This is a genomic window from Brevibacillus sp. LEMMJ03, assembly GCF_007197875.1.
Lineage (GTDB): Bacteria > Bacillota > Bacilli > Brevibacillales > Brevibacillaceae > Brevibacillus > Brevibacillus thermoruber.
Genome location: NZ_VKJN01000018.1, coordinates 1 through 23,085, shown reverse-complemented (window position 1 = coordinate 23,085; position 23,085 = coordinate 1). Strand labels below are relative to the sequence as shown.

Genomic DNA, 23,085 nt, shown 5'->3' with positions numbered 1-23,085 from the left:
ATCTGTCAGCCGAGCGGCCCAATTCGGCAATCTCTCCCCTTCAACGCGTCTTTCTTTCGCCCCCGCTGTTTCACGTGAAACATCAATAATTGTCATGCCTGTTTCCGTCTCGCTCCTGCTGTCCAAAATCATAATCGTCGTCTCCCGGCTCCTGCTGGTTTCGGAAGTTGAACAGATGGGGGAACAAGCGGTGAAAATCAAGCGTAAGATAGGCGAAAAACGCCGCAACGATCGCCGTGATATACATGCCGGCGCTGAACATCAAACCGATGGCCGAGGCCACCCACATGCCTGCCGCCGTAGTCAACCCTTTTACCGTACCGTTAAACTTGATGATCGCCCCCGCGCCCAAAAAGCCCATCCCGGTAACCACCTGGGCAGCCACGCGGCCGGGATCGTTGTTTACGCCACTGCTCGAAAAGCCGTAGATGGAAGCCAGTCCAAACAGGCAAGAACCGAAGCAGACGAGACTGTACGTGCGGAAACCGGCTCCCCGCTGCCGATTGGCCCCTCTGATGAAACGCTCCCGCTCCAATCCCATAATGGCGCCGGTCACAAACGCCAAAAACAGTCGAAGCAAAATCGTAGGCAGTTCCGGTGGGAAAAATGTCGCATGAATCGTATTCATTTCCCTCTCATCCTCCCGTTCATGCTATCGTCTCTTGCGGAAAAGACCGCCTTCTTTGAAGGTATGCGGACAAAGCCGCAATTATCAATGAGCGGCTGTCCGCTGCGGAAAGCTTCTCTGGCAGCTCACTCGGCAAAACATGTTCTTCTCCAGTGGAAGCGGAGGCGATTCCGGTTGTTCCGACGCAGTCACAGGAAGTTTTTCCATCGGAAACAGTCGGAACAGCCGGCCACCAAACAGTTTCGGCAGATTCTTCGCCACGCGTTTGTCGATGGGAAAACGCTCAAACGTTCCTCCCTGCCAAAAAAGGGCCACAGCGTTGTGCCATAGCCCTCCTGGTCTCCAAAAACGTCGGGATCCCGCAGCCGCCCCGCTGCAATCTGCTTCTACAGCAGCGGTTTTTTGGCAGGGGTGCCCGGCTTGCGCGGATAACCTTTCGGGGTGGCGCCGACTTTTTCGATGATGACGATGTTGCGCTCCCCCGCTTCCTCCACCAGTTGAAACGTCTCCACTTTTTTCGTCTTGCCGCCCAGGGTCTTGATCGCCTTTTTCGCCTCGTTCAGTTCCGGCGAGATGTCGGCTCCCTTCAACGCGATGAAGTGGCCGCCGACGCGGGCGAACGGCAGACAATACTCGGCCAGCACGTTCAGACGGGCGACCGCCCGGGCCACCACGAGGTCGAACGACTCCCGATACGCCGCTTCCTGTCCGCGCTCCTCCGCCCGGCCGTGGACCGGATACACGCCGTCCAGGCCGAGTTCGGCGGCGACGTGATTCAAAAAGGTCATCCGTTTGTTCAGCGAGTCAATGATGGTCATCTTGAGATGAGGGAAGCAGATTTTCAACGGGATGCTGGGAAATCCCGCCCCTCCGCCGATGTCTGCCACCGACTCCACCTGATCAAAGGAAAAGTAGAAGGCAGGCGTAATCGAGTCGTAAAAATGCTTCACGTACACCTGTCCTTCTTCCGTAATCGCAGTCAGGTTCATTTTTTCATTCCACTCCACCAGCAGGCGGTAATACCCGTCAAACTGCTCCAACTGGCGGGCGGACAGCACGATGCCTTTGGCTGCCAGCGCCTCGGCAAATTGCTCTTTGTTCATGCCCTCGTCTCCTTACTCGGCCGTTCTCACGCGATTGTACTGCTCCAGATACACCATCAATACGGAGATGTCTGCCGGGTTTACGCCGGAGATGCGGGATGCCTGCCCGATGTTCAGCGGGCGGATTTTGCTCATTTTTTCCCGCGCTTCTTTGGACATGCCGGCGATCTGATGGTAGTCGATGTCGTCCGGAATGCGGCGCTCCTCCATCTTTTTCATCCGTTCCACCTGCTGCAGCGACTTGCGGATGTAGCCGTCGTACTTGATTTGAATCTCCACCTGCTCGGCCACCTCTTCCGGCACCGGTTCCGGAGCCGGCACCATTTGGATGATGTGCTGGTAGGTAATCTCCGGACGGCGGAGCAGTTGGGCCAGGTCGATCACTTCCGTCAATTCCGGCGAACCGGCCGCGCGCAGCACTTCCTGCACGTGCGGCATGTCCGGACGGACGCGGGTGTTCATCACCCGTTCCTTTTCCTTCTCGATCAGTTCCCGCTTGCGGCAGAACTTGCGATAGCGCTCTTCGCTGATCAGGCCGATCTCGTAGCCGATGTCGGTCAGGCGCAGGTCGGCGTTGTCGTGACGCAGCAGCAGCCGGTATTCCGCCCGGGAAGTGAGCAGCCGGTACGGTTCGTTGGTTCCTTTGGTCACCAGGTCGTCGATCAACACCCCGATGTACGCCTGCTCCCGTCCCAAAATGACCGGCGGCTTGCCCTGTACTTTTCGCGCGGCGTTAATCCCGGCCATCAAGCCTTGGCCGGCAGCCTCTTCATAGCCGGACGTACCGTTGATCTGACCGGCGGTGAACAGCCCTTCCACCAGTTTGGTTTCCAGCGACGGCCAAAGCTGTGTCGGCACAATCGCGTCGTACTCGATGGCGTAGCCCGGACGCATCATTTTCACGTTTTCCAGACCGGCCATGGAACGCAGCATGGCCAACTGCACGTCCTCCGGCAAGCTGGTGGACATTCCCTGCACGTACATCTCTTCGGTGTGGCGCCCCTCCGGCTCCAGGAACACCTGATGGCGCGGCTTGTCGCTGAAACGCACCACCTTGTCCTCGATGGATGGACAATAGCGCGGCCCCGTCCCCTCGATGATGCCGGAGTACATCGGCGCGCGGTGCAGGTTGCTGTTGATCGTCCGGTGCGTTTCTTCATTGGTATAGGTCAGCCAGCACGGCAGTTGATCCATGATAAACTCCGTGGTCTCGTACGAAAACGCGCGCGGCACGTCGTCGCCCGGCTGAATCTCCATCTTGGAGAAATCGACGCTGCTCTTGTGCACGCGCGGCGGCGTCCCGGTCTTGAAGCGAACCATCTCAAAGCCCAATTCCTTCAAATTATAGGCGAGACGGATGGACGGCCGCATGTTGTTCGGGCCGCTTTCGTACTGGAGATCGCCCAGAATGATTTTCCCGCGCAGATACGTCCCGGTGGTCAGCACAACCGCTTTCGCCGAATAGCGGGCTCCCGTCTGCGTAATCACCCCTTCGCAGACGCCGTTGTTGACGATCAGCTCCTCCACCATCGCCTGACGCAGGATCAGGTTGGGGGTCTGCTCGATCGTGTGTTTCATTTGATGCTGATAGGCAAACTTGTCCGCCTGCGCGCGCAGGGCGTGGACAGCCGGTCCTTTTCCCGTGTTCAGCATCCGCATCTGAATGTGCGTTTTGTCTGTATTTTTGCCCATCTCTCCGCCCAGGGCGTCGATTTCGCGCACGACATGCCCCTTGGCCGGCCCGCCGACAGACGGGTTGCACGGCATGAAGGCGACCGCATCCAGGTTAATGGTCAAAAGCAGCGTGCTGCACCCCATGCGCGCCGCCGCCAACGCCGCCTCGCAGCCGGCATGACCCGCCCCAATCACAATGACGTCAAACGATCCCGCTTCGTAGGTTGCGTTCATGGTTCTCCTCCTTTATGTCCAGTATGGGCGCAATCTCTTGTTTTGTCACTTGCCCAGACAAAACTGGGAGAAAATCTGGTCGATCAAATCTTCGCCCACACTCTCTCCGATCACTTCGCCGAGCAGTTCCCACGCCTTTTTGATGTCGATCTGCACCATGTCAATCGGCATCAGGTTGTCGATGCCGCTGATCGCATCGTCGACGGCCCGTTCCGCCTGGCGCAGCAGTTGAATATGACGGGCGTTGCTCACGTAGGTCAGGTCGTCCTGCTGTACGCGGCCGCTGAAAAAGAGATCGGCAATCGCCCGCTCGAGCTGGTCGATGCCCGTCTCCTCCCTGGCCGACGTCAGGATGAGCGGCCGGTTGGGGAAGTGCCGTCTGACTTCGTCCAGGTCGATGCGCTGCGGCAGGTCGACCTTGTTGACGATGACGATCACCTGGAATCCTTTGGCCGCGTCAAAAATGGCGTAGTCGTCAGGCGTGAGCGGCTCGTTGTAGTTGAGCACCAGCAGCACGAGATCGGCTTCCTGCAGCAGCTGCCGCGATTTTTCCACGCCGATCTTTTCCACGATGTCCTCCGTCTCGCGAATGCCGGCCGTATCGATCAAGCGCAGCGGCACGCCGCGCACATTCACGTATTCCTCGATGACGTCCCGGGTCGTGCCCGCCACGTCGGTGACGATCGCCTTTTCCTCCTGCACCAGGCTGTTCAAGAGCGACGATTTGCCGACATTGGGCCGGCCGATGATCGCCGTGGACAGCCCCTCGCGCAGGATCTTCCCCTGCCGGGCCGTCTGCAGCAGCCGGCCGATCTCCTCTTTGACCTCTGTGCATTTTTCGCGCAAAAAGTTCTGCGTTACCTCTTCCACATCGTGCTCCGGGTAGTCCAGCGTCACCTCGATGTGGGCCATGGCTTCGATCAGGTTTTGCCGCAGCTTGCGGATCAGGCGGGACAGTTTCCCCTCCACCTGGTTGAGCGCCACTTTCATCGCCTTGTCCGTCTTGGCGCGGATCAGGTCAATCACCGCCTCGGCCTGGGACAAATCGATGCGTCCGTTCAAAAACGCGCGCTTCGTAAACTCCCCGGGCTCCGCCAGGCGAGCGCCGTTGTCCAGAATCAGCTCCAGCACCCGTTCGACGGACACGATCCCGCCGTGGCAGTTCACCTCCACCACGTCCTCCCGCGTAAACGTCCGCGGCGCACGCATCACCGAGACCAGCACTTCTTCCACCCGCTCGCCGGTCTGTGGATCGTACAGATGTCCGTAATGAATGGTGTGGCTTTCCACAGTGGACAACTTCCGCTTGCCCCGATATATCTTATCCACAACTTCGATTGCGTCCGGGCCGCTGACGCGAATCACCGCAATCCCGCCCTCCCCCATGGGGGTCGCAACCGCCGCGATGGTGTCAAATTCCACGCTGTTTCACCTCAAGCTTTCCACTGACGAATCAGTACTAACTTCTTAGCATAGCAGAACCACCTGAAAAAATCCAAGCACGAAACGCTTCGATCGACCCTTTTCGATGAAGCGGCGTTATCCACAGCGGAACATGCAGTTTTCCCGTTCAAAACGTGAGATTCCCTGTCCGGTACGTTATCCACAGTATGGTCGTTTGAAAAGGGATCCAATCGCACTATCGTACAGTCATGGCGCACCGGTTTCATCTGGATCAACTTCATGGATTCGAGTAATCAAAAAAAGCCCCCCCTAACGAGAATATCCATTCTCATTAGAAGGGGGGTTGTACCTACATTTGCGTAACGTTACCAATCGATATCGGCATCATTTACAACAATAACTGCTTTTCCATTTTGGTTCGGCAGTGTTGAAGGCACGGTAAATGCGAAAAGTAGAGCAGCAGTGCAGATAATGGAAAAAAACTCTTTCACAGGGTATACCTCCCTTATACTTTTTATTCATTATGACAGATATTTTCAATTAATTCCATAACTTCAAACGATAAGTTTTTCTCGTTTTTTCGATGGTAGGCCAAGAGGAGACAAATGCACTCGGTTACTTTTTTGAAAGCCCCTAGCTGTCGATAATAAGAAATACTTTGAAGTATGCTATGCAGCCCTTCGTCAACCAGTCCAACTGCAAACTGACACAAGCCTTTTCGCTTATAATACCTGGCTGCCTGTTTAATCCTATTTGGGTGGCTGATGTAACCAGAAGGCACAAACTCTCCTTCTGACTCAATCAGTTCATGTATCAGATCGTTTCTACCGGTCTCCAGGTACACTTCCAAAAGATCACTTGCAATGGAAATACGGCTGTTGTGGTCAGCCTCATCAAGACACTTTTTATAGAGACTGATCGCTTCGTCGTGTTGTCCCTTTTTGGCGTGAAGAAGCGCTCGCAGGTGTTTTTTACGAAAGTCCGCATATTCGCTGTTTTCATACTGTTTTAAGTAAAACTCGGCAAGAACCAAATCACCCAGTCGCAAGTATGAATTCACAATCGCAATTAGCGCAGAGGCTTTCTGTTTGTTGTCCGTTTGGTCTTCTAGTATTCCTTTTCTACACAACTCTATACATTCGTTATAATACCCCAAGATTGAAGCATGTCCACCAATTCGATAATAAAAAGTAATGCGCTCAATCGGTTGTAAGGAATCCAAGTAGTGCAACAGTTCCTTTCCTCTGCGGTACGTTTCTTCAAAGTTGCAAAAATCATCACGTTCTAGTAAGTACCGCTCATAAAGCCCCTTCGCCAAGTAATAGGGAATTCCATGCTTTCTGGTATATTCAATGAGCACATCGTACAATACCAGTTTAATGCCCTGATCGTCCGTACCATTTGCCGTTTGGAAAAGGTGGTCCAGAGCAAGAAATGTATCCATTCTGGGCGTGTCCAGCAATTTTTGGGCCGCTTTTTCGATAACGGTTTTGTTTTTGTGGGCTATGGCTTCTTGGAGCAGGAACTTTAATGTTTCCGCCCGTTCTGTTACATCCAGATACGTACTGATTACCAATCCGTAGGGAATATTCAATGTGCTTCCGATCTTTTTCCAGGTGGCAAATCCAGGCCGTTTCGTTTCCCCGGATTCAATCCGAGACAGGACGCTTTTGCTGACGCCTGACCGCTCCGCCAGTTCGCTTAATGTGATATTTTCCTGATGCCTGTACCTGAGAAGCACATCTGCAAAGTCTCCAAACCCCATGGCAGAAGCCCCCTACCTAAAACTTTAGGAATTTTCACTTTTCCTTATGATTAGAATACCACAAAATTTTTTTGATGGTAATCGTTTCCTTGGATATGCCCATGATTTTTGTGAGCTTATTCCCATAACTAGCAAGAAAAGTTCTTCGCTTTCCATATCGTTTATCATCATAATTTTACTAATGTTTCACACAAAAGAAAATGAAAAGGGAGCCGCAGCGAATGGAAAACAAGCCGATTCCGCTTCCATGCGGTCTGCATCCATGACGTCCCTGCCGGGTATAAAAAAAGAAGCCTACCTGGAGGCTTCTTTGGGCGCGATCACGATGCAGCGATTGGGTTCGTCCCCTTCGCTGTAGGTGACCACATCCGCACGATTTTGCAAAAACGAGTGAATCACTTTCCGTTCCGCGGCCGACATCGGTTCCAGCCGGACGGAGCGCCTGGTGGCGACAGCCTTTTTGGCCACCCGCTCGGCCAATTGTTCCAGCGTTTCCTTGCGGCGCGTGCGGTAGTTTTCAGCATCGAGAATGATGCGGACGTGTTTGTCCGCGTGGCGGTTTGCTACGACATTTACGAGATACTGTAGTGAGTCTAAGGTCTGTCCCCTGCGGCCGATAATGATCCCCAGGTTGGTCCCCTGTATGTCAAACAGGATGCCGTCTTCCACGGGGCGCGTTTCCACTCGGGCGTCCACGTTCATGTTGGCCAGCACATCCTGCAGAAACGCGAGGCCCTGATCCACCGGATCGACATTGACCTCCACTTCCACCTTGGCGTCCCGCGAACCAATCAGCCCGAACAACCCCCTGCTCGGCTCCTCCAGGACGCGCACGCTCACCTTGTCACGTGTGACGCCCAGTTCTTCCAAGGCCTTTCGCACAGCATCGTCAATGGTCTTTGCCGCAGCTACCACCTTTTTCACTTGGAGGTTCCCTCCTTAGGACGCGGCGCTTTGTTTGTGTCGCGATACAGGAAATACGTCTGCACGATCGTAAACAGGTTGCCGTACACCCAGTACAGGGACAGCGCCGACGGCAGCGTTACGGCGATCGCCAGAATCATCAGCGGCATCATGATCGTCATCAACTGCATCTGCGGATTGTTCTGCACCGCCGATCCCATCATCTTGGACTGCAGGTACGTGGTAATCGCCGCCACGATCGGCAGGATGTAGTACGGGTCCTTTTCCCCCAGCGACATCCACAGGAAGGTGTGGTTCTTGATTTCTTCCGTACGGATAATCGCGTGGTAAAACGCGATCAGAATCGGCATCTGCACCAGCAGCGGCAGGCAGCCGGCCAGCGGATTCACGTTGTTCTTCTGGAACAGCACAAGCGTTTCCTGCTGGGCCTTTTGCGGATCGTTTTTATACTTCTCGCGGATTTTTTGCAGTTCCGGCTGAAGCTCCTGCATTTTCTTGGAACTCTTGATCTGCTTGACCATCAGCGGCAGCACGAGCAGGCGGATGATGATGGTGGCCACCAAAATCCCCAAACCGTAACTGCCCCCCAGTACCACCGCGCTCTCTTTGATGAGCCAGGACAGCGGCCAGACGAAATACTTGTCCCATATGCCGGTGGCGTCCGGACCGATCGGCGCAGCGGCCTGAGGGTTGCAGCCCGACAGGATCAGTACCAGCAGGGCCAGCATGGATATGCTGAGGATGCGTCTTCTCAAAGGATGGTCCTCCTTTTCCCTGATTCGGTTGTTCACGATTGATTACGAATTGCGTTGATCCGGCACAGGATCGAATCCGCCCGGATGAAACGGGTGGCACTTCAACAGGCGGCGCAGGGCCAACCAGCCCCCCTTCCACGCCCCGAACCGGCGAATGGCCTCGATCGCGTAGTGCGAACAGGTGGGCGCAAACCGGCATGTAGGCGGTTTCAACGGGGACAGAAACAGTTGGTATCCGCGTATCAGCCATACCATTATGCGCGCCATCACCGTTTCACCCTCTTTTTTGGTTATGTACGGGTGTCTGTCTGATCACCTTGGCTCGTTTCATCACGTGCAGGAGCGATTGTTCGATCGCGTCCAGCGTCATCGCTTCCACGCCGGGTCGAGCGATGATGACCAGATCCACGTCCGGCGGGATGACGCCTTCCAATCGGCCTACCGCCTCGCGGATCAACCGCTTGACACGGTTCCGGATCACGGCGTTGCCGATTTTTTTGCTGACGGAAATCCCGGCGCGAAACGCGGCTTGTCCCTCCTGTTTGGCGCAATACAGGACAAACTGCTTGTTTGCCGCCGAGCTCCCCTTTTGAAACACTGCTTGGAAGTGCTCGTTTTTTCTGAGCCGATGCGAACGATGCAAGGTAAACAACCCCTAACATCATAATTATAGTAGAAAACGTATGCAGCATCTACCAGTATATCCTGGTTTCGTCCACTTTTTTCCCCCGTCCGACCGATCCTCCCGCACGCGCGCGGATGATTCCGGTCCGGCACCCGCGCAGATGCACCGTCCGGCGAGGCTAAGAAAAAAGCCGGTCCCATCCCTCTCGCGTTCCAATGTCCTTCCTCCTCCTTGCCGTCCCCCGCATTCGTAAAACGAGACCTTCTTCTATATAGAAACGAACGCATTCGCAAAAGGTTTCGAATCTGCGGCAAGAACGCCCGCCCGGTTGTCCCTACGCGCTCTTCCCTCTCGGCCGCACTAGCGGTGAGCCGGGCGAGCGCGTTCTCTCCGGGCAGTCCCTCTCAAGGAGCGGCGCCAATCGGCGCCTGCTGCGGACACAAGTCCTGCGGTCAGGTGATGTCCCGACTGATATCCATCACATACAGCAAAAAAGGCCACTGTAGCTGTGGCCTATGCGGAAAGCACTTTTCTACCTTTACGACGACGGGCTGCCAAGACCTTACGGCCGTTTTTCGTGCTCATGCGCTTGCGGAACCCGTGGTCCTTTTTGCGTTTGCGATTATTTGGATTAAACGTTGGTTTCATTCCCTATACACCTCCGTCCTCAAAAGGCATTCTTTCGCATTATAAGGAGATTTGCCTAAAAAGTCAAGCGGACCCGGCAGCGCCATCCAAGGAAAAATATCCCCACAAAACTATTTCCCGTCTTGTGGATATCATTTTATCCACACTCACACATTTCGACAAGGTTATCTACAGCTTGTACACAAAATATAGGGGTGTGAATATGTACCCAACACCAGTGGTTGTGTTTGTGGATAAGTGCGAAAAAACCATTGATACCATGCCTTTTATCTGTTATTATGTTTTTGTTTTGGAACGTGCATAACTCCATTGGGATAATCAGATTTTCCACAGTGTGTGGATAAGTTTGTGGACAGCTTTCCTCAGTTGTGAATGATTGTATTCACAATGATGCGGATAACCGTCTACTTTTTTTCGCTTCTCTGAGCGAAATCCCTTTTTTTCGACTTTTTTTATCCACAGTCGACACGCTGTAATCGTGTTGAAAATTCGTCCTGTTGGTCATCCGCCATTCCGATCATTTTCATTCATTCCATAATCGTTTGCCCGAAAGGAGGGATTCTGGTTGGATGCAGCGATTAGCGAGCTCTGGCGAAAGGTGCTGGCCAAGATAGAAAAATCGCTCAGCAAACCAAGTTTTGATACCTGGCTCAAGGCGACCAAAGCAACCACACTGGAGGAGGACGCGCTGATCGTCATGGCGCCCAACGACTTCGCCAGGGACTGGCTGGAAACCCGCTACTCTCAATTGATCACCGATACACTCTATGAGGTGACCGGCGTAAATATGAAAGTAAAGTTCGTCGTCCAGCAAAATACGGACGGCGCCTTTGCCGAAGAGCAGCCGGCGCCCCGTGTGAAAGTGTCCGCTCCTCCAGCCAACGCCGATGACCAGCCCCCCAGCATCCTGAATCCCAAGTACACGTTTGACACGTTCGTCATCGGTTCCGGAAACCGGTTTGCCCACGCTGCATCGCTCGCCGTGGCGGAAGCGCCGGCCAAGGCGTACAACCCGCTGTTCATCTACGGAGGAGTCGGACTGGGGAAGACTCACTTGATGCACGCCATCGGCCATTACGTGATTCAGCACAATCCCTCGGCCAAAGTGGTGTATCTGTCGTCGGAAAAGTTCACCAATGAATTCATCAACTCGATCCGAGACAACAAGACCGTCGATTTTCGCAACAAATACCGCAGCGTAGACGTGCTGTTGATCGACGACATCCAGTTTTTGGCAGGCAAGGAGCAGACGCAGGAAGAGTTCTTCCATACGTTTAACGCGCTGCACGAGGAAAGCAAGCAGATTGTCATCTCCTCCGACCGGCCGCCGAAAGAGATCCCCACGCTGGAGGATCGCCTCCGCTCCCGCTTCGAATGGGGACTGATCACGGACATCCAGCCGCCTGATCTGGAGACGCGGATTGCCATCCTGCGCAAAAAGGCCAAAGCGGAAAACCTGGACATCCCCAACGAAGTCATGATCTACATCGCCAACCAGATCGACAGCAACATCCGCGAGCTGGAAGGCGCACTGATTCGTGTCGTGGCGTACTCGTCCCTGATCAACCGCGACATCGACACCCACCTGGCGGCGGAAGCGCTGAAAGACATCATTCCGTCTTCCCGTCCGCGGGTGATCACGATCATGGACATCCAGCGCGCGGTCGGCGAGGCGTTCAACCTCAAGCTGGAAGACTTCAAGGCGAAAAAGAGGACCAAATCGGTAGCGTTTCCACGGCAGATCGCGATGTATCTGTCCCGCGAGCTGACGGACGCGTCGCTGCCCAAAATCGGCGACGAGTTTGGCGGCCGCGACCATACGACGGTCATTCACGCGCACGAAAAGATCTCCCGGGCGCTCGCGACCGATCCGCAGCTCCAGGCGACGATCCAATCGTTGATCGAAAAGCTGAAAGCCAACCACTAACCTGTGAATTGTGAATAACGCCAAAAGCCTATACACAACTTACCCACATGTGTATAGGCTATCTTTTACGTCAGAAATGGGGATATCCACAAACCCACAGGGCCTAGTACTACTTCTGTTAAAAAAGATAGATCCTAATAGGATATGAAAGAGAAGCGGGCATTATGCACAGCGGCCCAAAACGAGATGGCAGGAAAAAGGGAGGTTTACGGTGATGCACATTACCGTTCAACGCGAAAAACTGGTTAACGCCGTTTCGCACGTCAGCAAGGCGGTATCCAGCCGAACGACGATTCCGATCCTGACCGGGATCAAGATGAAAGCGGATGAAGAGGGACTGACGCTGACCGCCAGTGATTCCGACGTCTCCATCGAAGTGCTCATACCCACGGAGGAAGGAGACGAATGGGGGGTAACCGTTCACCAGCCGGGAAGCATCGTGCTGACCGCGCGCATTTTCAGCGAAATCGTACGGAAACTGCCGAGCAACGAAATTCAGATCCAGGTGGATGACCGCCTGGTGACGCAAATCCGGTCCGGCCAAGCGGAATTCACGATCAACGGGATGGACGCGAACGAATTTCCGCAGCTGCCGCAGTTGGAAGAGGACAAGGTGTTCAGCGTGCCGGGCGATTTGCTGAAAGCGATGATTCGCCAGACCGTGTTTGCCGTGTCCACGTCCGAAATGCGGCCGATTCTCACCGGGTTGATGTGGTCGCTGGACCGCGGCCAACTGAAATTCGTCGCGACCGACAGCCACCGCCTGGCCAGCCGCACGGCGATGGTGGAGTGCCCGGAAGAGCTTTCCTTCCACAATGTGGTCGTACCGGGTAAAAGCTGCAACGAATTGGTCAAAATATTGGATGAAGACCAACATCCGGTCGACATCGTCGTGGCCGACAATCAGATCCTGGTGAAGTCGAAGCACATTTTGTTCTACTCCCGTCTGCTGGAAGGGACGTATCCGGACACGACCCGGATCATCCCGCAGGGCAGCAAGACGGAAATCACGGTCGGCACAAAGGAATTCCTGCAGTCGATCGAGCGCGCTTCCCTGTTGAGCCGCGAGGGCAAATCCAACGTGGTGCGCCTCGTGACACTGCCGGACGGCAGCGTGGAGATCACCTCCAACGCGCCGGAGATCGGGAAGGTGACGGAGATCGTCGTGCCCAAGTCGCTCAACGGCGAGGAGCTGAAAATCTCCTTTAACGCCAAGTACATGATCGACGCGCTTCGCTCCATCGACAGCAGCGAAATCAAAGCCAGCTTTACCGGCCCGATGAGCCCGTTTGTCATCCGTCCGACCGACCATGACTGGATGCTTCACCTGATCCTGCCGGTCCGGACCTATTAGTAATTGGAAAAGGAAAGGAGCCCATCCATGCGAGAGGTGTCCATTCAAACCGAGTACATCGCCCTGGGCCAGTTCCTCAAGCTGGCCGACATTATTGACACCGGCGGGATGGCCAAAGCGTTTCTCGCCGAAGTGCCGATCCTGGTCAACGGCGAAGAGGAAAACCGGCGCGGCCGCAAGCTGTATCCCGGCGATGAGGTGACGGTCGAAGGGCACGGCCGGTTCAAAGTGGTGCGCCGCTGAGAGGAGAGCGTGATTCTTGTTTCTCAAGAACCTGTCGCTAACCCATTTTCGCAATTACGACGCGCTGTCCCTCACGTTTGACGGCCCCATCCAGTTGTTTATCGGCAACAACGCGCAAGGCAAGACCAACGTGTTGGAGTCCATCTACGTTCTCGCTCTGGCCAAATCCCACCGGACGCCCCGGGACAAGGAGCTGATCGCCTGGGATGCCGATTTTGCCGCCATCCGCAGCGACGTCGAGCGCCGCTACGGATCGGTCCGTCTGGAGCTGCAGTTGACCGCCAAGGGAAAACGGGCCAAAATCAACGGGATGGAACAGCAAAAATTAAGCGAATACGTCGGAGCACTCAACGTGGTCATGTTCGCCCCCGAAGATCTGGGAGTGGTCAAGGGGGCGCCTGCCCAACGGCGCCGGTTTATCGACATGGAAATCGGCCAGGTGTCTCCGACGTATCTGTACTATTTGAGCAATTACAACAAGGTACTGGCCCAGCGCAATCAACTGCTGAAAGACATGGCGATGAAGAAAAGTAACTCGCTGGAAATGCTGGCAATTTGGAATACCCAATTGGCTGATTTAGCGGTAAAATTGTTACGGAAGCGTTTTGAGTTCATTCGGAAGCTGGAAACGTGGGCCCGAGCGATCCACGCCGGCATTACCGACGGCAAGGAAACGCTCTCTTTGCATTATGAGAACAGTTCGCCGGTGACGGAAGAGATGGCCGCGGAGCAGGCGGTAGAGGCGATGCTGGCCGCCTACGAAGAGGTGTTTGACCGGGAAATGGCGCGGGGCAGCACGCTGATCGGCCCGCACCGGGACGATTTCAGTCTGAAAGTGAACGGCATGGACGTACAGACGTACGGTTCTCAGGGACAGCAGCGGACCAGCGCGCTGTCGATCAAACTGGCCGAAATCGAGCTGATCAAGGAAGAAGTGGGCGAGTACCCCGTTCTTCTGTTGGATGACGTGCTGTCCGAATTGGATGAACATCGGCAGACGCTGCTGTTGGAAACCATACAGGATCGCGTTCAGACGTTTGTAAGCACCACGGGTGTGGAAGGCTTAAAACATCAGGTTCTCCAGCAAGCCTCGCGTTTTTACGTGCGGGAAGGGAAAATCTCCGGGGAAAGGTAGGGAGAACAGGTTATGTTTATACACATTGGTGGCGATACTGTGGTGAGCACCAAGGACGTGATTTCGATTCTCGACCATCAGTCTGTCAAATCGTCAAAAGTGAACCAGGCGTTTTTGCAAGCAAAGCGGAGCATGGTGGTGGACCAGGGTGTGGAGGAGACGAAATCGTACGTCATCACCAAGGATGCCGTATACTGTTCGCCCATATCTTCCCTGACGCTGAAGCGACGCGCTCAGTTCGTGGACAGCTTGGATCAGGTTCCCGTACAAGCTGAAGTGGAGGAGTTGACAGAGTAGTGGACCAAGTAACGACGAAGGATACGAATTACGACGCCAGCCAGATCCAGGTGCTGGAGGGCTTGGAGGCGGTGCGCAAGCGTCCCGGGATGTACATCGGGTCGACCAGCAGCCGCGGTCTGCACCATCTGGTGTGGGAGATTGTCGACAATTCCATCGACGAAGCGCTCGCCGGATACTGCGACAATATCGAAGTGGTGATTCATCCGGACAATTCCGTCTCCGTGACGGACAACGGCCGGGGGATCCCCACGGGCATCCACGAAAAGACCGGGAAATCGACCGTCGAGACGGTCCTGACCGTCCTGCACGCCGGGGGGAAATTCGGCGGCGGCGGGTACAAGGTGTCGGGCGGTCTGCACGGCGTGGGCAGCTCGGTGGTGAACGCGCTCTCCGAGTGGTTGGAAGTGGAAGTGAAACAGAACGGCAAGGTCCACTTCATGCGCTTTAACGTCGGGGTTCCGGAGGCGGATCTGGCGGTTGTCGGAGAAACCACTGAAACCGGCACCAAGGTCACCTTCAAACCCGACCCGACTATTTTTACCGAAACGACCGTATTTGATTACGAGGTGCTGCAGAAGCGCATCCGCGAGCTGGCCTTCCTGAATAAAGGGCTGCGCATCACGTTGAAAGACGAGCGGCCCGGCCAGGAGCGGGAAGAGACGTTCCACTACGAGGGCGGGATCGTGCAGTTTGTCGAGTACCTGAACAAGAACCGCGAACCGCTGCACGAAGAAGTCATTTACTGTGAAGGGGAAAAAGACGGGCTGCACGTAGAGGTCGCAATTCAGTACAACGACAGCTACGTCAGCAACATCTACTCCTTTGCCAACAACATCAACACGCACGAGGGCGGGACGCACGAGTCCGGCTTCAAGACGGCGCTCACCCGCGTCATCAACGACTACAGCCGCAAGTTCAACTTCCTGAAGGAAAAGGACCCCAACTTGTCCGGTGATGACGTGCGCGAAGGGATTACGGCGATCATTTCCGTGAAGATCCCGGAGCCGCAGTTTGAAGGGCAGACCAAGACGAAGCTGGGCAATTCCGAGGCGCGCAGCGTGACCGAGTCCGTGTTCGGCGACCGCTTTGCCACCTTCATGGAGGAAAATCCGTCGGTGGCCAAGCGGATCGTGGAAAAAGCGCTGATGGCGGCACGGGCGCGGGAAGCGGCGCGCAAGGCACGCGAGCTGACCCGGCGGAAAAGCGCGCTGGAGGTAAGTGCGCTGCCGGGCAAATTGGCCGACTGTTCGTCCAAGGACGCCTCCGAGTCCGAACTGTTCATCGTGGAGGGGGACTCCGCGGGCGGTTCGGCCAAGGCGGGACGCGATCGCCACTTCCAGGCGATCCTGCCGCTGCGCGGCAAGGTGTTGAACGTGGAGAAATCCCGTCTCGACAAGATTCTCGCCAACAATGAGATCCGCGCGATCATCACGGCGCTCGGCACGGGTGTCGGCGAAGATTTTGACATCTCCAAGGCCCGCTACCACAAAATCGTGATCATGACGGACGCGGACGTCGACGGTTCGCACATCCGGACGCTGCTCTTGACGCTGTTCTACCGCTACATGCGGCCGCTGATCGAGGCGGGCTACGTCTACATCGCCCAGCCGCCGCTGTACAGCATCAAGCAGGGCAAGCAGATCTACTACGCGTACAACGACAAGCAGCGGGACGAGATTCTGGCCACGCTGAAGAGCACGCCCAAACCGAGCATTCAGCGCTACAAGGGGTTGGGCGAGATGAACGCCGACCAGCTCTGGGAGACGACGATGGACCCCGAGGTGCGCACCCTGCTGCAGGTCAGTCTGGAAGACGCGATGGAAGCGGACATGGTCTTCGAAACCCTGATGGGCGACGACGTGGAGCCGCGCCGCGAGTTTATCGAGCAGTATGCCGCCACGGTGCGTGATTTGGACATTTGAGGGGACGGTTCCCCCATGCCGGATGAGTGCGGATGGAACCGGTCGTTTTTCAAGGAAGCGCATGCGTTTTCGCAACAAACCGGAAAAAGCTTGTCCCGAATGGGGCAGGCTTTTTTTATGGGGCGGAGACGACAGCGATGACGCCGCACTTCGTTTGTTGACATTTTTAAACTTACAAAATCATAATGTATAGGAAATGATATGTCCGACACGCTGGAGGGGAAACCATGAACCAAACGGAGCCGCTTTGGACGAAAGATTTCGTGCTGCTGGCGCTCTCCAATTTTTTTCTCTTCGTCGGGTTTCAGATGCTGATCCCGACGCTTCCGCTGTTTGTGACCGAACGGGGCGGGGACCAGTTGGCCGTCGGTCTGGTCGTCAGCCTGTTTACGGTGTCCGCCCTGCTCGTTCGGCCGTTTGCCGGGAAAGCGCTGGATTCGGTCGGACGGCGGCCGGTCTTGATGGTGGGGCTTGCCCTGTTTCTGCTGTGCGTGGCCGGCTATTACTGGATGGCGACGATCGCTCTCGTGCTGGGGCTTAGGTTTGTGCACGGCATTGGCTGGGGAATTGCCACGACTACGTACGGCACGATCGCTTCCGATCTGATCCCGGCTGCGCGGCGCGGGGAAGGCATGGGGTATTTCGGGATGTTCAGCAGCCTGGCGATGGCTCAGGGACCGTTGGTGGGGCTGTGGCTGGCGCAATCGTTCGGATTTGGCTGGCTGTTCGCGATCTCGTCCGTTTTGACCGCATTGGCCATGCTCCTGTCCAGACCGGTGAAAATGGCCGCCCCGGCCGGCGCGGGGCGGCGGCAGCCCGCGGCAAAACGGAGCGGACTGGTGGAGCGAAAAGCGCTGTTTCCGTCGCTCCTGGTGCTGTTTCTGGGGGTGACGTACGGCGGCATTGTCAGTTTTATCACCTTGTTTGGCCAGGAAGCGGGGATCGGCAATGTCGGCCTGTTCTTCCTGTTCAACGCGCTGTCGCTGATGCTGATTCGACCGGTTGCCGGGAAACTGTTTGACCGAAAAGGGCATGCCTGGGTACTGCTGCCCGGCGGCGTCGTGCTGGCTGCCGGTCTTCTGACGCTGTCGTACAGCACGACGTCTTTTGGGCTGATTGCAGCGGCCATCCTGTTTGGAAGTGGGTTTGGCGCGGTTCAGCCGTCGCTGCAGGCCTGGACCATCCACCGCGTGCCGCCCGACCGGCGCGGTGCGGCGAACGGCACCTTTTTTTCCGCATTCGACCTGGGGATCGGGGCGGGGGCGATGCTCCTGGGCGCAGTAGCCAAAGCAACCGGTTTTGCCCTGATGTATCGCTGCTCTGTCGTCGTGATTCTGCTCTATCTGATCATCTACCTGGCGTACGTGATCAGGGAGCGGCGTCGGCATTCCCGCCTGGAACCCGGTTCGTCCTGAGACGGTCCGGGTTTTTTGCTAGCACCGGTTTTATGAACAGGCGGCCGCCTGTTGGCGGTTGGCCGGTCTGACAGGACACAAAAGAAGCAGGGGGCGTGTCATGCTCATCAAATGGATTGCGTGTCAGGTGAGGGAGGGCCAAAAGCAGTCCTTTTCCCGGGGGCAGGAGCAGTGGAGAGCCGTCAGGGAGGTGGACGGCTTTCTCGGCCAGGCCGGCGGGTGGAATGTCAGCGACCCGGCTGAGGCGGTCATTCTCGCTTTTTGGCGGGACGAAGCCGCTTACCGTGCGTTTATGGCGAACCACCACGACCCGATTTTTGCCAAAACCAGGCAGCAGCAGACGTATGAGCGCATCCGCGTGGAGCTCTATGAACGCGTTCGCGACATGCCGGGAACGATGGAAAACGTGCTCGACGCGTTGGCGGTTGGGAAATGGCTGCGGCTGGAACGGCGGCCGGTTTTGCCGGAAGCGGACAGCCTGGCGGGTTGGACGGGGGCTGCCGCCGGTGTGGCGGGAAAAGCCGTGAAGGATGGCGGGCGTTTTCTCGTCGCGACGGTGTGGGATGCCGCCCAACCGGACCAGGAGGGGACATCCGGGGCGATCATCGCCGCGTTGGAGGATGCCTGGCTGGTGCTGCCGTGAGACCGGGGACTGGTGCCGCGATGCGTTTCGGAGAGATTTTGGACGTGACCTCTTTCTCTATGGTATAATAACGTATTGCGAAAACCAGTTGGAGGTTTACCCTTTATGGCAGAAGAAACAGCTCGGTTTCCCAAAGTCGATATTAGCCAGGAAATGAAAGAGTCGTTCATCAGCTATGCGATGAGCGTAATTGTCAGCCGGGCGTTGCCAGACGTCCGCGACGGGCTGAAGCCGGTTCACCGGCGTATTTTGTATGCCATGCACGACATGGGATTGACGCCGGACAAAGCGTTCCGGAAGTCGGCCAACGTCGTCGGTGAAGTAATGGCCAACTACCATCCGCACGGGGATTCTGCCATCTACGAAACGATGGTTCGGATGGCTCAGGACTTCAACATGCGCTACATGCTGGTCGAGGGGCAGGGCAACTTCGGTTCCGTGGACGGAGACCCGGCAGCGGCGATGCGGTACACCGAATCCCGCCTGTCCAAAATTGCTCTCGAACTGCTGCGCGATATCGATAAAGAGACAGTCAACTTTACACCCAACTACGACGGCCGGAAAGAAGAGCCGGTCGTGCTGCCGTCCCGTTTCCCCAATCTGCTGGTAAACGGTTCGGCGGGGATTGCCGTGGGCATGGCGACCAACATTCCGCCTCACAACCTGAGCGAAGTGATTGACGGCGTCGTGTCCATGATCGACAATCCGAACATAACGGTTCAGGAACTGATGAAGATCATCAAGGGGCCCGATTTTCCGACCGCCGGGGAAATCCTCGGCTACAGCGGCATTCGCCGGGCGTACGAAACGGGCCGCGGATCGATCATCATGCGGGCCAAAACGACGATCGAGGAAGACAAAGGGAAACCGCGCATCATCGTGACGGAAATTCCTTTCCAGGTCAACAAGGCCAAACTGATCGAAAAGATCGCCGAGCTGGTACGGGAAAAGAAAATCGACGGCATCACCGACCTGCGCGACGAGTCGGACCGCAAAGGGATGCGGATCGTCATCGAACTGCGCCGGGACGTGGTACCCAAAGTCGTATTGAACAACCTGTTCAAGCATACCCAGATGCAGAGCACCTTCGGGGTCAACATGCTCGCGCTGGTGGACAACCGTCCGCGCGTGCTGAATCTGCGGGACATGCTGTACTACTACCTCCAGCATCAACGGGAGATCGTCCGCAGACGGACCGAGTACGAGTTGAAGCAGGCGGAAGCCCGCGCCCACATCTTGGAAGGGCTGCGGATCGCGCTGGATCACATCGACGAGATCATCAGCCTGATCCGTGGATCGCAGACGGCGGAAGAGGCCCGCGACGGACTGATGTCCCGTTACGGATTGAGCTACGAGCAGGCCCAGGCGATTCTCGACATGCGCCTGCAGCGCCTGACCGGTTTGGAACGGGAAAAGATCGAGAACGAGTACCAGGAGCTGCTGGCGAAAATCGCCGAGCTGCGCTCCATTCTCGCCGATGAAGGCAAGATCTACGCGATCGTCCGCGAAGAGCTTCTGGAGATCAAGGAGAAGTTTGGCGACGAGCGCCGGACCGTCATCACGTTTGGCGAAGAGCACATCGAGGATGCCGATCTGATTCCGGAAGAAGACGTGGTCATCACGCTGACCCATGACGGCTACATCAAGCGCCTGCCCGTCTCCACCTACCGTGCGCAGAAGCGGGGCGGCCGCGGTGTACAGGGCATCGGCACCAAGGACGACGACTTTGTCGAACACCTGTACATCACCAATTCGCACGACCACATCTTGTTCTTTACCAACAAGGGCAAGGTGTACCGCCTGATGGGGTACGAGATTCCGGACCTGAGCCGCACGGCCAAGGGCACTCCGGTGATCAACCTGATCCAGATCGAAAAAGGAGAGCGGGTCAACGCGGTTATCCCCGTCAAGGAACTGGGCGGAGACGCCTACTTATTCTTCGCCACGAAAAAGGGAATTATCAAACGGACGGAGCTGTCCGCGTTTGAGCATATCCGAAAAGGCGGCCTGTTTGCCGTCAACCTGCGGGAAGACGACGAGCTGATCGGTGTTCGCCTCACCGACGGCCACCAGGAGATCATCATGGGGACCCGCAACGGCATGTCCGTCCGCTTCAAGGAAAGCGACGTGCGGACGATGGGCCGGAGCGCGACCGGTGTCAAGGGCATTACCCTGGACGATGACGATGACGTGATCGATATGGACGTCGTGAAGCCGGGGGCGGAGGTGCTGATCGTCACGGCGAACGGCTACGGCAAGCGCACCCCGATTGACGAGTACCGCCTGCAGTCCCGCGGCGGCAAAGGCATCAAGACGCACAACGTCACGGAAAGAAGCGGACACGTTGTCGGATTGAAAGTGGTCGAACCGGAAGAAGACCTGATGATCATTACCACGTCCGGCATCATTATTCGCACCGAGATCAAAGGCATCTCGGTAATGGGCCGCTACACCCAGGGCGTCAAGCTGATTCGCCTCGCCGAAAACGAGCAGGTCGTCTCCGTGGCCAAAGTGCCGCCGAGCGACGACGACGAAGAGTCGGACGGCAGTCAAGAAGGGCAGCAGCCGGAAGCGGACCAGTCCGCCGGCGAACCTGAGGAGCAAGAATAACAAGTATGTTGATCGGATAAAAGGGAAGGTTGTTCCGCTGCAGTGGAACGCCTTCCTTTTTGCTTTATTCTGTGGGAATCTGATCATATTTTCCTATGATTTGGATTTCCGTTGTCATGAAATTGGGAAAAGAGTACTATAACAGTAAACAATACTGATGCGGAGGGTGGGGACATTGCCCATCATACATGTGAAGAATGCAACAGTTGGAGTGAAGCTGGCAGAGGATGTAAACACGATGTTGGGTGGGTTGCTCTTTCCCAAAGGGACGGTTTTGTACGAGAGAGAATGGGAGATTCTCGAAGCGTTCATGATTGAGCAGGTGCATGTGGAGGAAGCCCATGCGGCCGGCGTCGAATGGTCGGACGATCAGCCGAATGAACCGCAGCCGGTCAGCGCACAGACCAGCAGGGAGAAGCAATCGTTTCAACAGTCGTTCAGCAAGGCGGTCGCCACTCTGAAAAATCTGATGGTCGGGGTGGAAGGGGGGCAGAACATTCCCGTCATGGAAGTGCGGGAAGTGGTCGCGCCGCTGCTCAGGCAGGTGCAGGATCAGCCGGAAATCCTGCTTTCCCTGAACAGCATGTCCCGCATTGACAGCTACGCCTACGAACATTCCATCGCGGTCGGTCTGATTTCGTACATGATTGCCAAATGGCTGAAGATGCCGGAAAAGGAATGGATGCAAATCGCGCTGGCCGGAACGCTTTTGGACGTGGGAAAAACCAGGATTGACCGCCGGATTCTGCAAAAACCGGGTAAATTGACACCGGACGAGTTTGAAGAGATGAAAAAGCACACGGTGTACGGGTATCAGATTATCAAGGCGTCCACGGGCTTGAACGAAGGCGTGGCCCTGGCTGCCCTGCAGCATCACGAGCGGGAGGACGGTTCGGGGTATCCGCTGGGGTTGACGGGCAGCAAGCTGCATCCGTACAGCAAAATTGTGGCCGTAGCCGATGTCTATCATGCGATGTGTTCCGATCGCGTCTACCAAAAGGCGCTCTCTTCCTATCTGGTGGCGGAACAGCTCCTGCAGGACAGCTTCGGCAAGCTGGATCCGCACATCGTGCATACGTTTGTAAACGGCATCACCCGTTTTGCTGTGGGAACGGTTGTGGAACTGAGCGATGGAACCATCGGCAAGGTGGTCTTTACCGACCGCAGCCAACCGACACGTCCCATGGTGGAAACGGGCGGGCGGATCATCAACTTGGCGGAATCGCGTCACTTGTCCATTGTCAAGGTGATAAAGTGTTAGACACTGAGGAACGGAGAGATCCGTTCCTTTGTTTGTGTGGCGGTCGAGTCGGAAGAAACCAACCGTCCGATCCCATGCGGGTCGATCTTGCGTGCTGGCCAGGCTGTAACAGAAAAGCTTGACGGAGCCATGTTTTCGGGGCACGGGGCAGACGTTTTTTATTAAGGACGAAAAAAGTGATGTATTTATAAATTTTCCTATTGCGTTCATCCAGCAAACGTGTTACTATACTTCTTGTCGCTTCAAACGAGAGGCGAACACGCAAGAAATCAAGAACATCGATTGATAAAAAAACTCTTGACTTCTTGTGAGACACCTGATATAGTATTGAATTGTCGCCGCTGATGATCGGGCGGCTGACCAACTCGAAATGCTCCTTGAAAACTGAACAGCGAAAGCGTTGAACGAGCCTAGCAATTCTTTTTCTTGAAGCTAATGATTCAACTCAACTTTATTGGAGAGTTTGATCCTGGCTCAGGACGAACGCTGGCGGCGTGCCTAATACATGCAAGTCG

21 protein-coding genes and 1 rRNA gene are annotated in these 23,085 nt (G+C 55.9%); 11 read left to right on the top strand and 11 right to left on the bottom strand.

All coding sequences use genetic code 11. The features are described from left to right. Positions 1-82: 82 nt before the first annotated feature. From FOI68_RS18860 to rpmH, 11 genes are all read right to left on the bottom strand, one after another. Entirely contained in the window at positions 83-628 is a 546-nt protein-coding gene (locus tag FOI68_RS18860) for an MgtC/SapB family protein (protein ID WP_035290225.1), read from the bottom strand. Positions 629-1,014: 386 nt separating this feature from the next. Then, entirely contained in the window at positions 1,015-1,731 is a 717-nt protein-coding gene (gene rsmG, locus FOI68_RS18855; protein ID WP_035296470.1) for a 16S rRNA (guanine(527)-N(7))-methyltransferase RsmG, read from the bottom strand. Between the two features lie 12 nt (positions 1,732-1,743). Continuing rightward, entirely contained in the window at positions 1,744-3,639 is a 1,896-nt protein-coding gene (gene mnmG / locus FOI68_RS18850; protein ID WP_029100567.1) for a tRNA uridine-5-carboxymethylaminomethyl(34) synthesis enzyme MnmG, read from the bottom strand. 45 nt (positions 3,640-3,684) lie between these two features. After that, a complete protein-coding gene (gene mnmE, locus FOI68_RS18845) occupies positions 3,685-5,061 on the bottom strand; it encodes a tRNA uridine-5-carboxymethylaminomethyl(34) synthesis GTPase MnmE (protein WP_029100568.1) in 1,377 nt (458 codons plus the stop codon). Positions 5,062-5,408: 347 nt separating this feature from the next. Then, positions 5,409-5,534 (bottom strand): hypothetical protein, encoded by a 126-nt coding sequence (locus tag FOI68_RS24085; protein WP_255309723.1) that lies wholly within the window; start codon positions 5,532-5,534, stop codon positions 5,409-5,411. Positions 5,535-5,557: 23 nt separating this feature from the next. Next, positions 5,558-6,808 (bottom strand): helix-turn-helix domain-containing protein, encoded by a 1,251-nt coding sequence (locus FOI68_RS18840; RefSeq protein ID WP_029100569.1) that lies wholly within the window; start codon positions 6,806-6,808, stop codon positions 5,558-5,560. Between the two features lie 294 nt (positions 6,809-7,102). Beyond that, entirely contained in the window at positions 7,103-7,732 is a 630-nt protein-coding gene (gene jag, locus FOI68_RS18835; protein ID WP_143864019.1) for an RNA-binding cell elongation regulator Jag/EloR, read from the bottom strand. Then, positions 7,729-8,487 (bottom strand): membrane protein insertase YidC, encoded by a 759-nt coding sequence (gene yidC, locus FOI68_RS18830; protein ID WP_029100571.1) that lies wholly within the window; start codon positions 8,485-8,487, stop codon positions 7,729-7,731. The genes jag and yidC overlap by 4 nt, the downstream gene beginning before the upstream one ends. A 42-nt stretch (positions 8,488-8,529) precedes the next feature. Continuing rightward, positions 8,530-8,754: a membrane protein insertion efficiency factor YidD gene (yidD, locus tag FOI68_RS18825; RefSeq protein WP_035290332.1), complete on the bottom strand. Its 225-nt coding sequence runs from the start codon at positions 8,752-8,754 to the stop codon at positions 8,530-8,532. A gap of 7 nt (positions 8,755-8,761) precedes the next feature. Next, a complete protein-coding gene (gene rnpA / locus FOI68_RS18820; protein WP_029100573.1) occupies positions 8,762-9,130 on the bottom strand; it encodes a ribonuclease P protein component in 369 nt (122 codons plus the stop codon). A gap of 495 nt (positions 9,131-9,625) precedes the next feature. Beyond that, positions 9,626-9,760, bottom strand: a complete 135-nt coding sequence (rpmH, locus tag FOI68_RS18815; RefSeq protein ID WP_081656608.1) for a 50S ribosomal protein L34 — start codon at positions 9,758-9,760, stop codon at positions 9,626-9,628. A 565-nt stretch (positions 9,761-10,325) separates the two neighbouring features. Here rpmH and dnaA point away from each other — a divergent pair. From dnaA to FOI68_RS18760, 11 genes are all read left to right on the top strand, one after another. Further along, positions 10,326-11,687 carry a chromosomal replication initiator protein DnaA gene (gene dnaA, locus FOI68_RS18810; protein ID WP_029100574.1) on the top strand — a complete coding sequence of 454 codons (1,362 nt, stop codon included), beginning with the start codon at positions 10,326-10,328 and terminating at the stop codon, positions 11,685-11,687. A gap of 214 nt (positions 11,688-11,901) precedes the next feature. After that, positions 11,902-13,041 carry a DNA polymerase III subunit beta gene (gene dnaN, locus FOI68_RS18805; RefSeq protein ID WP_029100575.1) on the top strand — a complete coding sequence of 380 codons (1,140 nt, stop codon included), beginning with the start codon at positions 11,902-11,904 and terminating at the stop codon, positions 13,039-13,041. A gap of 27 nt (positions 13,042-13,068) precedes the next feature. Then, complete coding sequence (gene yaaA, locus FOI68_RS18800) at positions 13,069-13,284, top strand: S4 domain-containing protein YaaA (RefSeq protein ID WP_029100576.1); 216 nt, start codon at positions 13,069-13,071, stop codon at positions 13,282-13,284. Positions 13,285-13,300: 16 nt separating this feature from the next. Beyond that, on the top strand, positions 13,301-14,419 hold the full coding sequence (gene recF, locus FOI68_RS18795; RefSeq protein ID WP_029100577.1) for a DNA replication/repair protein RecF: 1,119 nt from the start codon (positions 13,301-13,303) through the stop codon (positions 14,417-14,419). A 12-nt stretch (positions 14,420-14,431) separates the two neighbouring features. Beyond that, a complete protein-coding gene (gene remB, locus FOI68_RS18790; protein WP_029100578.1) occupies positions 14,432-14,716 on the top strand; it encodes an extracellular matrix regulator RemB in 285 nt (94 codons plus the stop codon). Then, positions 14,716-16,641 carry a DNA topoisomerase (ATP-hydrolyzing) subunit B gene (gyrB, locus tag FOI68_RS18785; protein ID WP_029100579.1) on the top strand — a complete coding sequence of 642 codons (1,926 nt, stop codon included), beginning with the start codon at positions 14,716-14,718 and terminating at the stop codon, positions 16,639-16,641. The genes remB and gyrB overlap by 1 nt, the downstream gene beginning before the upstream one ends. Positions 16,642-16,868: 227 nt before the next feature. Then, positions 16,869-18,056, top strand: a complete 1,188-nt coding sequence (locus FOI68_RS18780) for an MFS transporter (RefSeq protein WP_143864018.1) — start codon at positions 16,869-16,871, stop codon at positions 18,054-18,056. Between the two features lie 100 nt (positions 18,057-18,156). Continuing rightward, positions 18,157-18,699, top strand: a complete 543-nt coding sequence (locus FOI68_RS18775) for a YdbC family protein (protein WP_051188305.1) — start codon at positions 18,157-18,159, stop codon at positions 18,697-18,699. 105 nt (positions 18,700-18,804) lie between these two features. Next, entirely contained in the window at positions 18,805-21,309 is a 2,505-nt protein-coding gene (gene gyrA / locus FOI68_RS18770) for a DNA gyrase subunit A (RefSeq protein ID WP_029100581.1), read from the top strand. 157 nt (positions 21,310-21,466) lie between these two features. Continuing rightward, positions 21,467-22,570: an HD-GYP domain-containing protein gene (locus FOI68_RS18765; protein WP_082059666.1), complete on the top strand. Its 1,104-nt coding sequence runs from the start codon at positions 21,467-21,469 to the stop codon at positions 22,568-22,570. 451 nt (positions 22,571-23,021) lie between these two features. Continuing rightward, positions 23,022-23,085, top strand: a 16S ribosomal RNA gene (locus tag FOI68_RS18760); the annotation flags it as partial.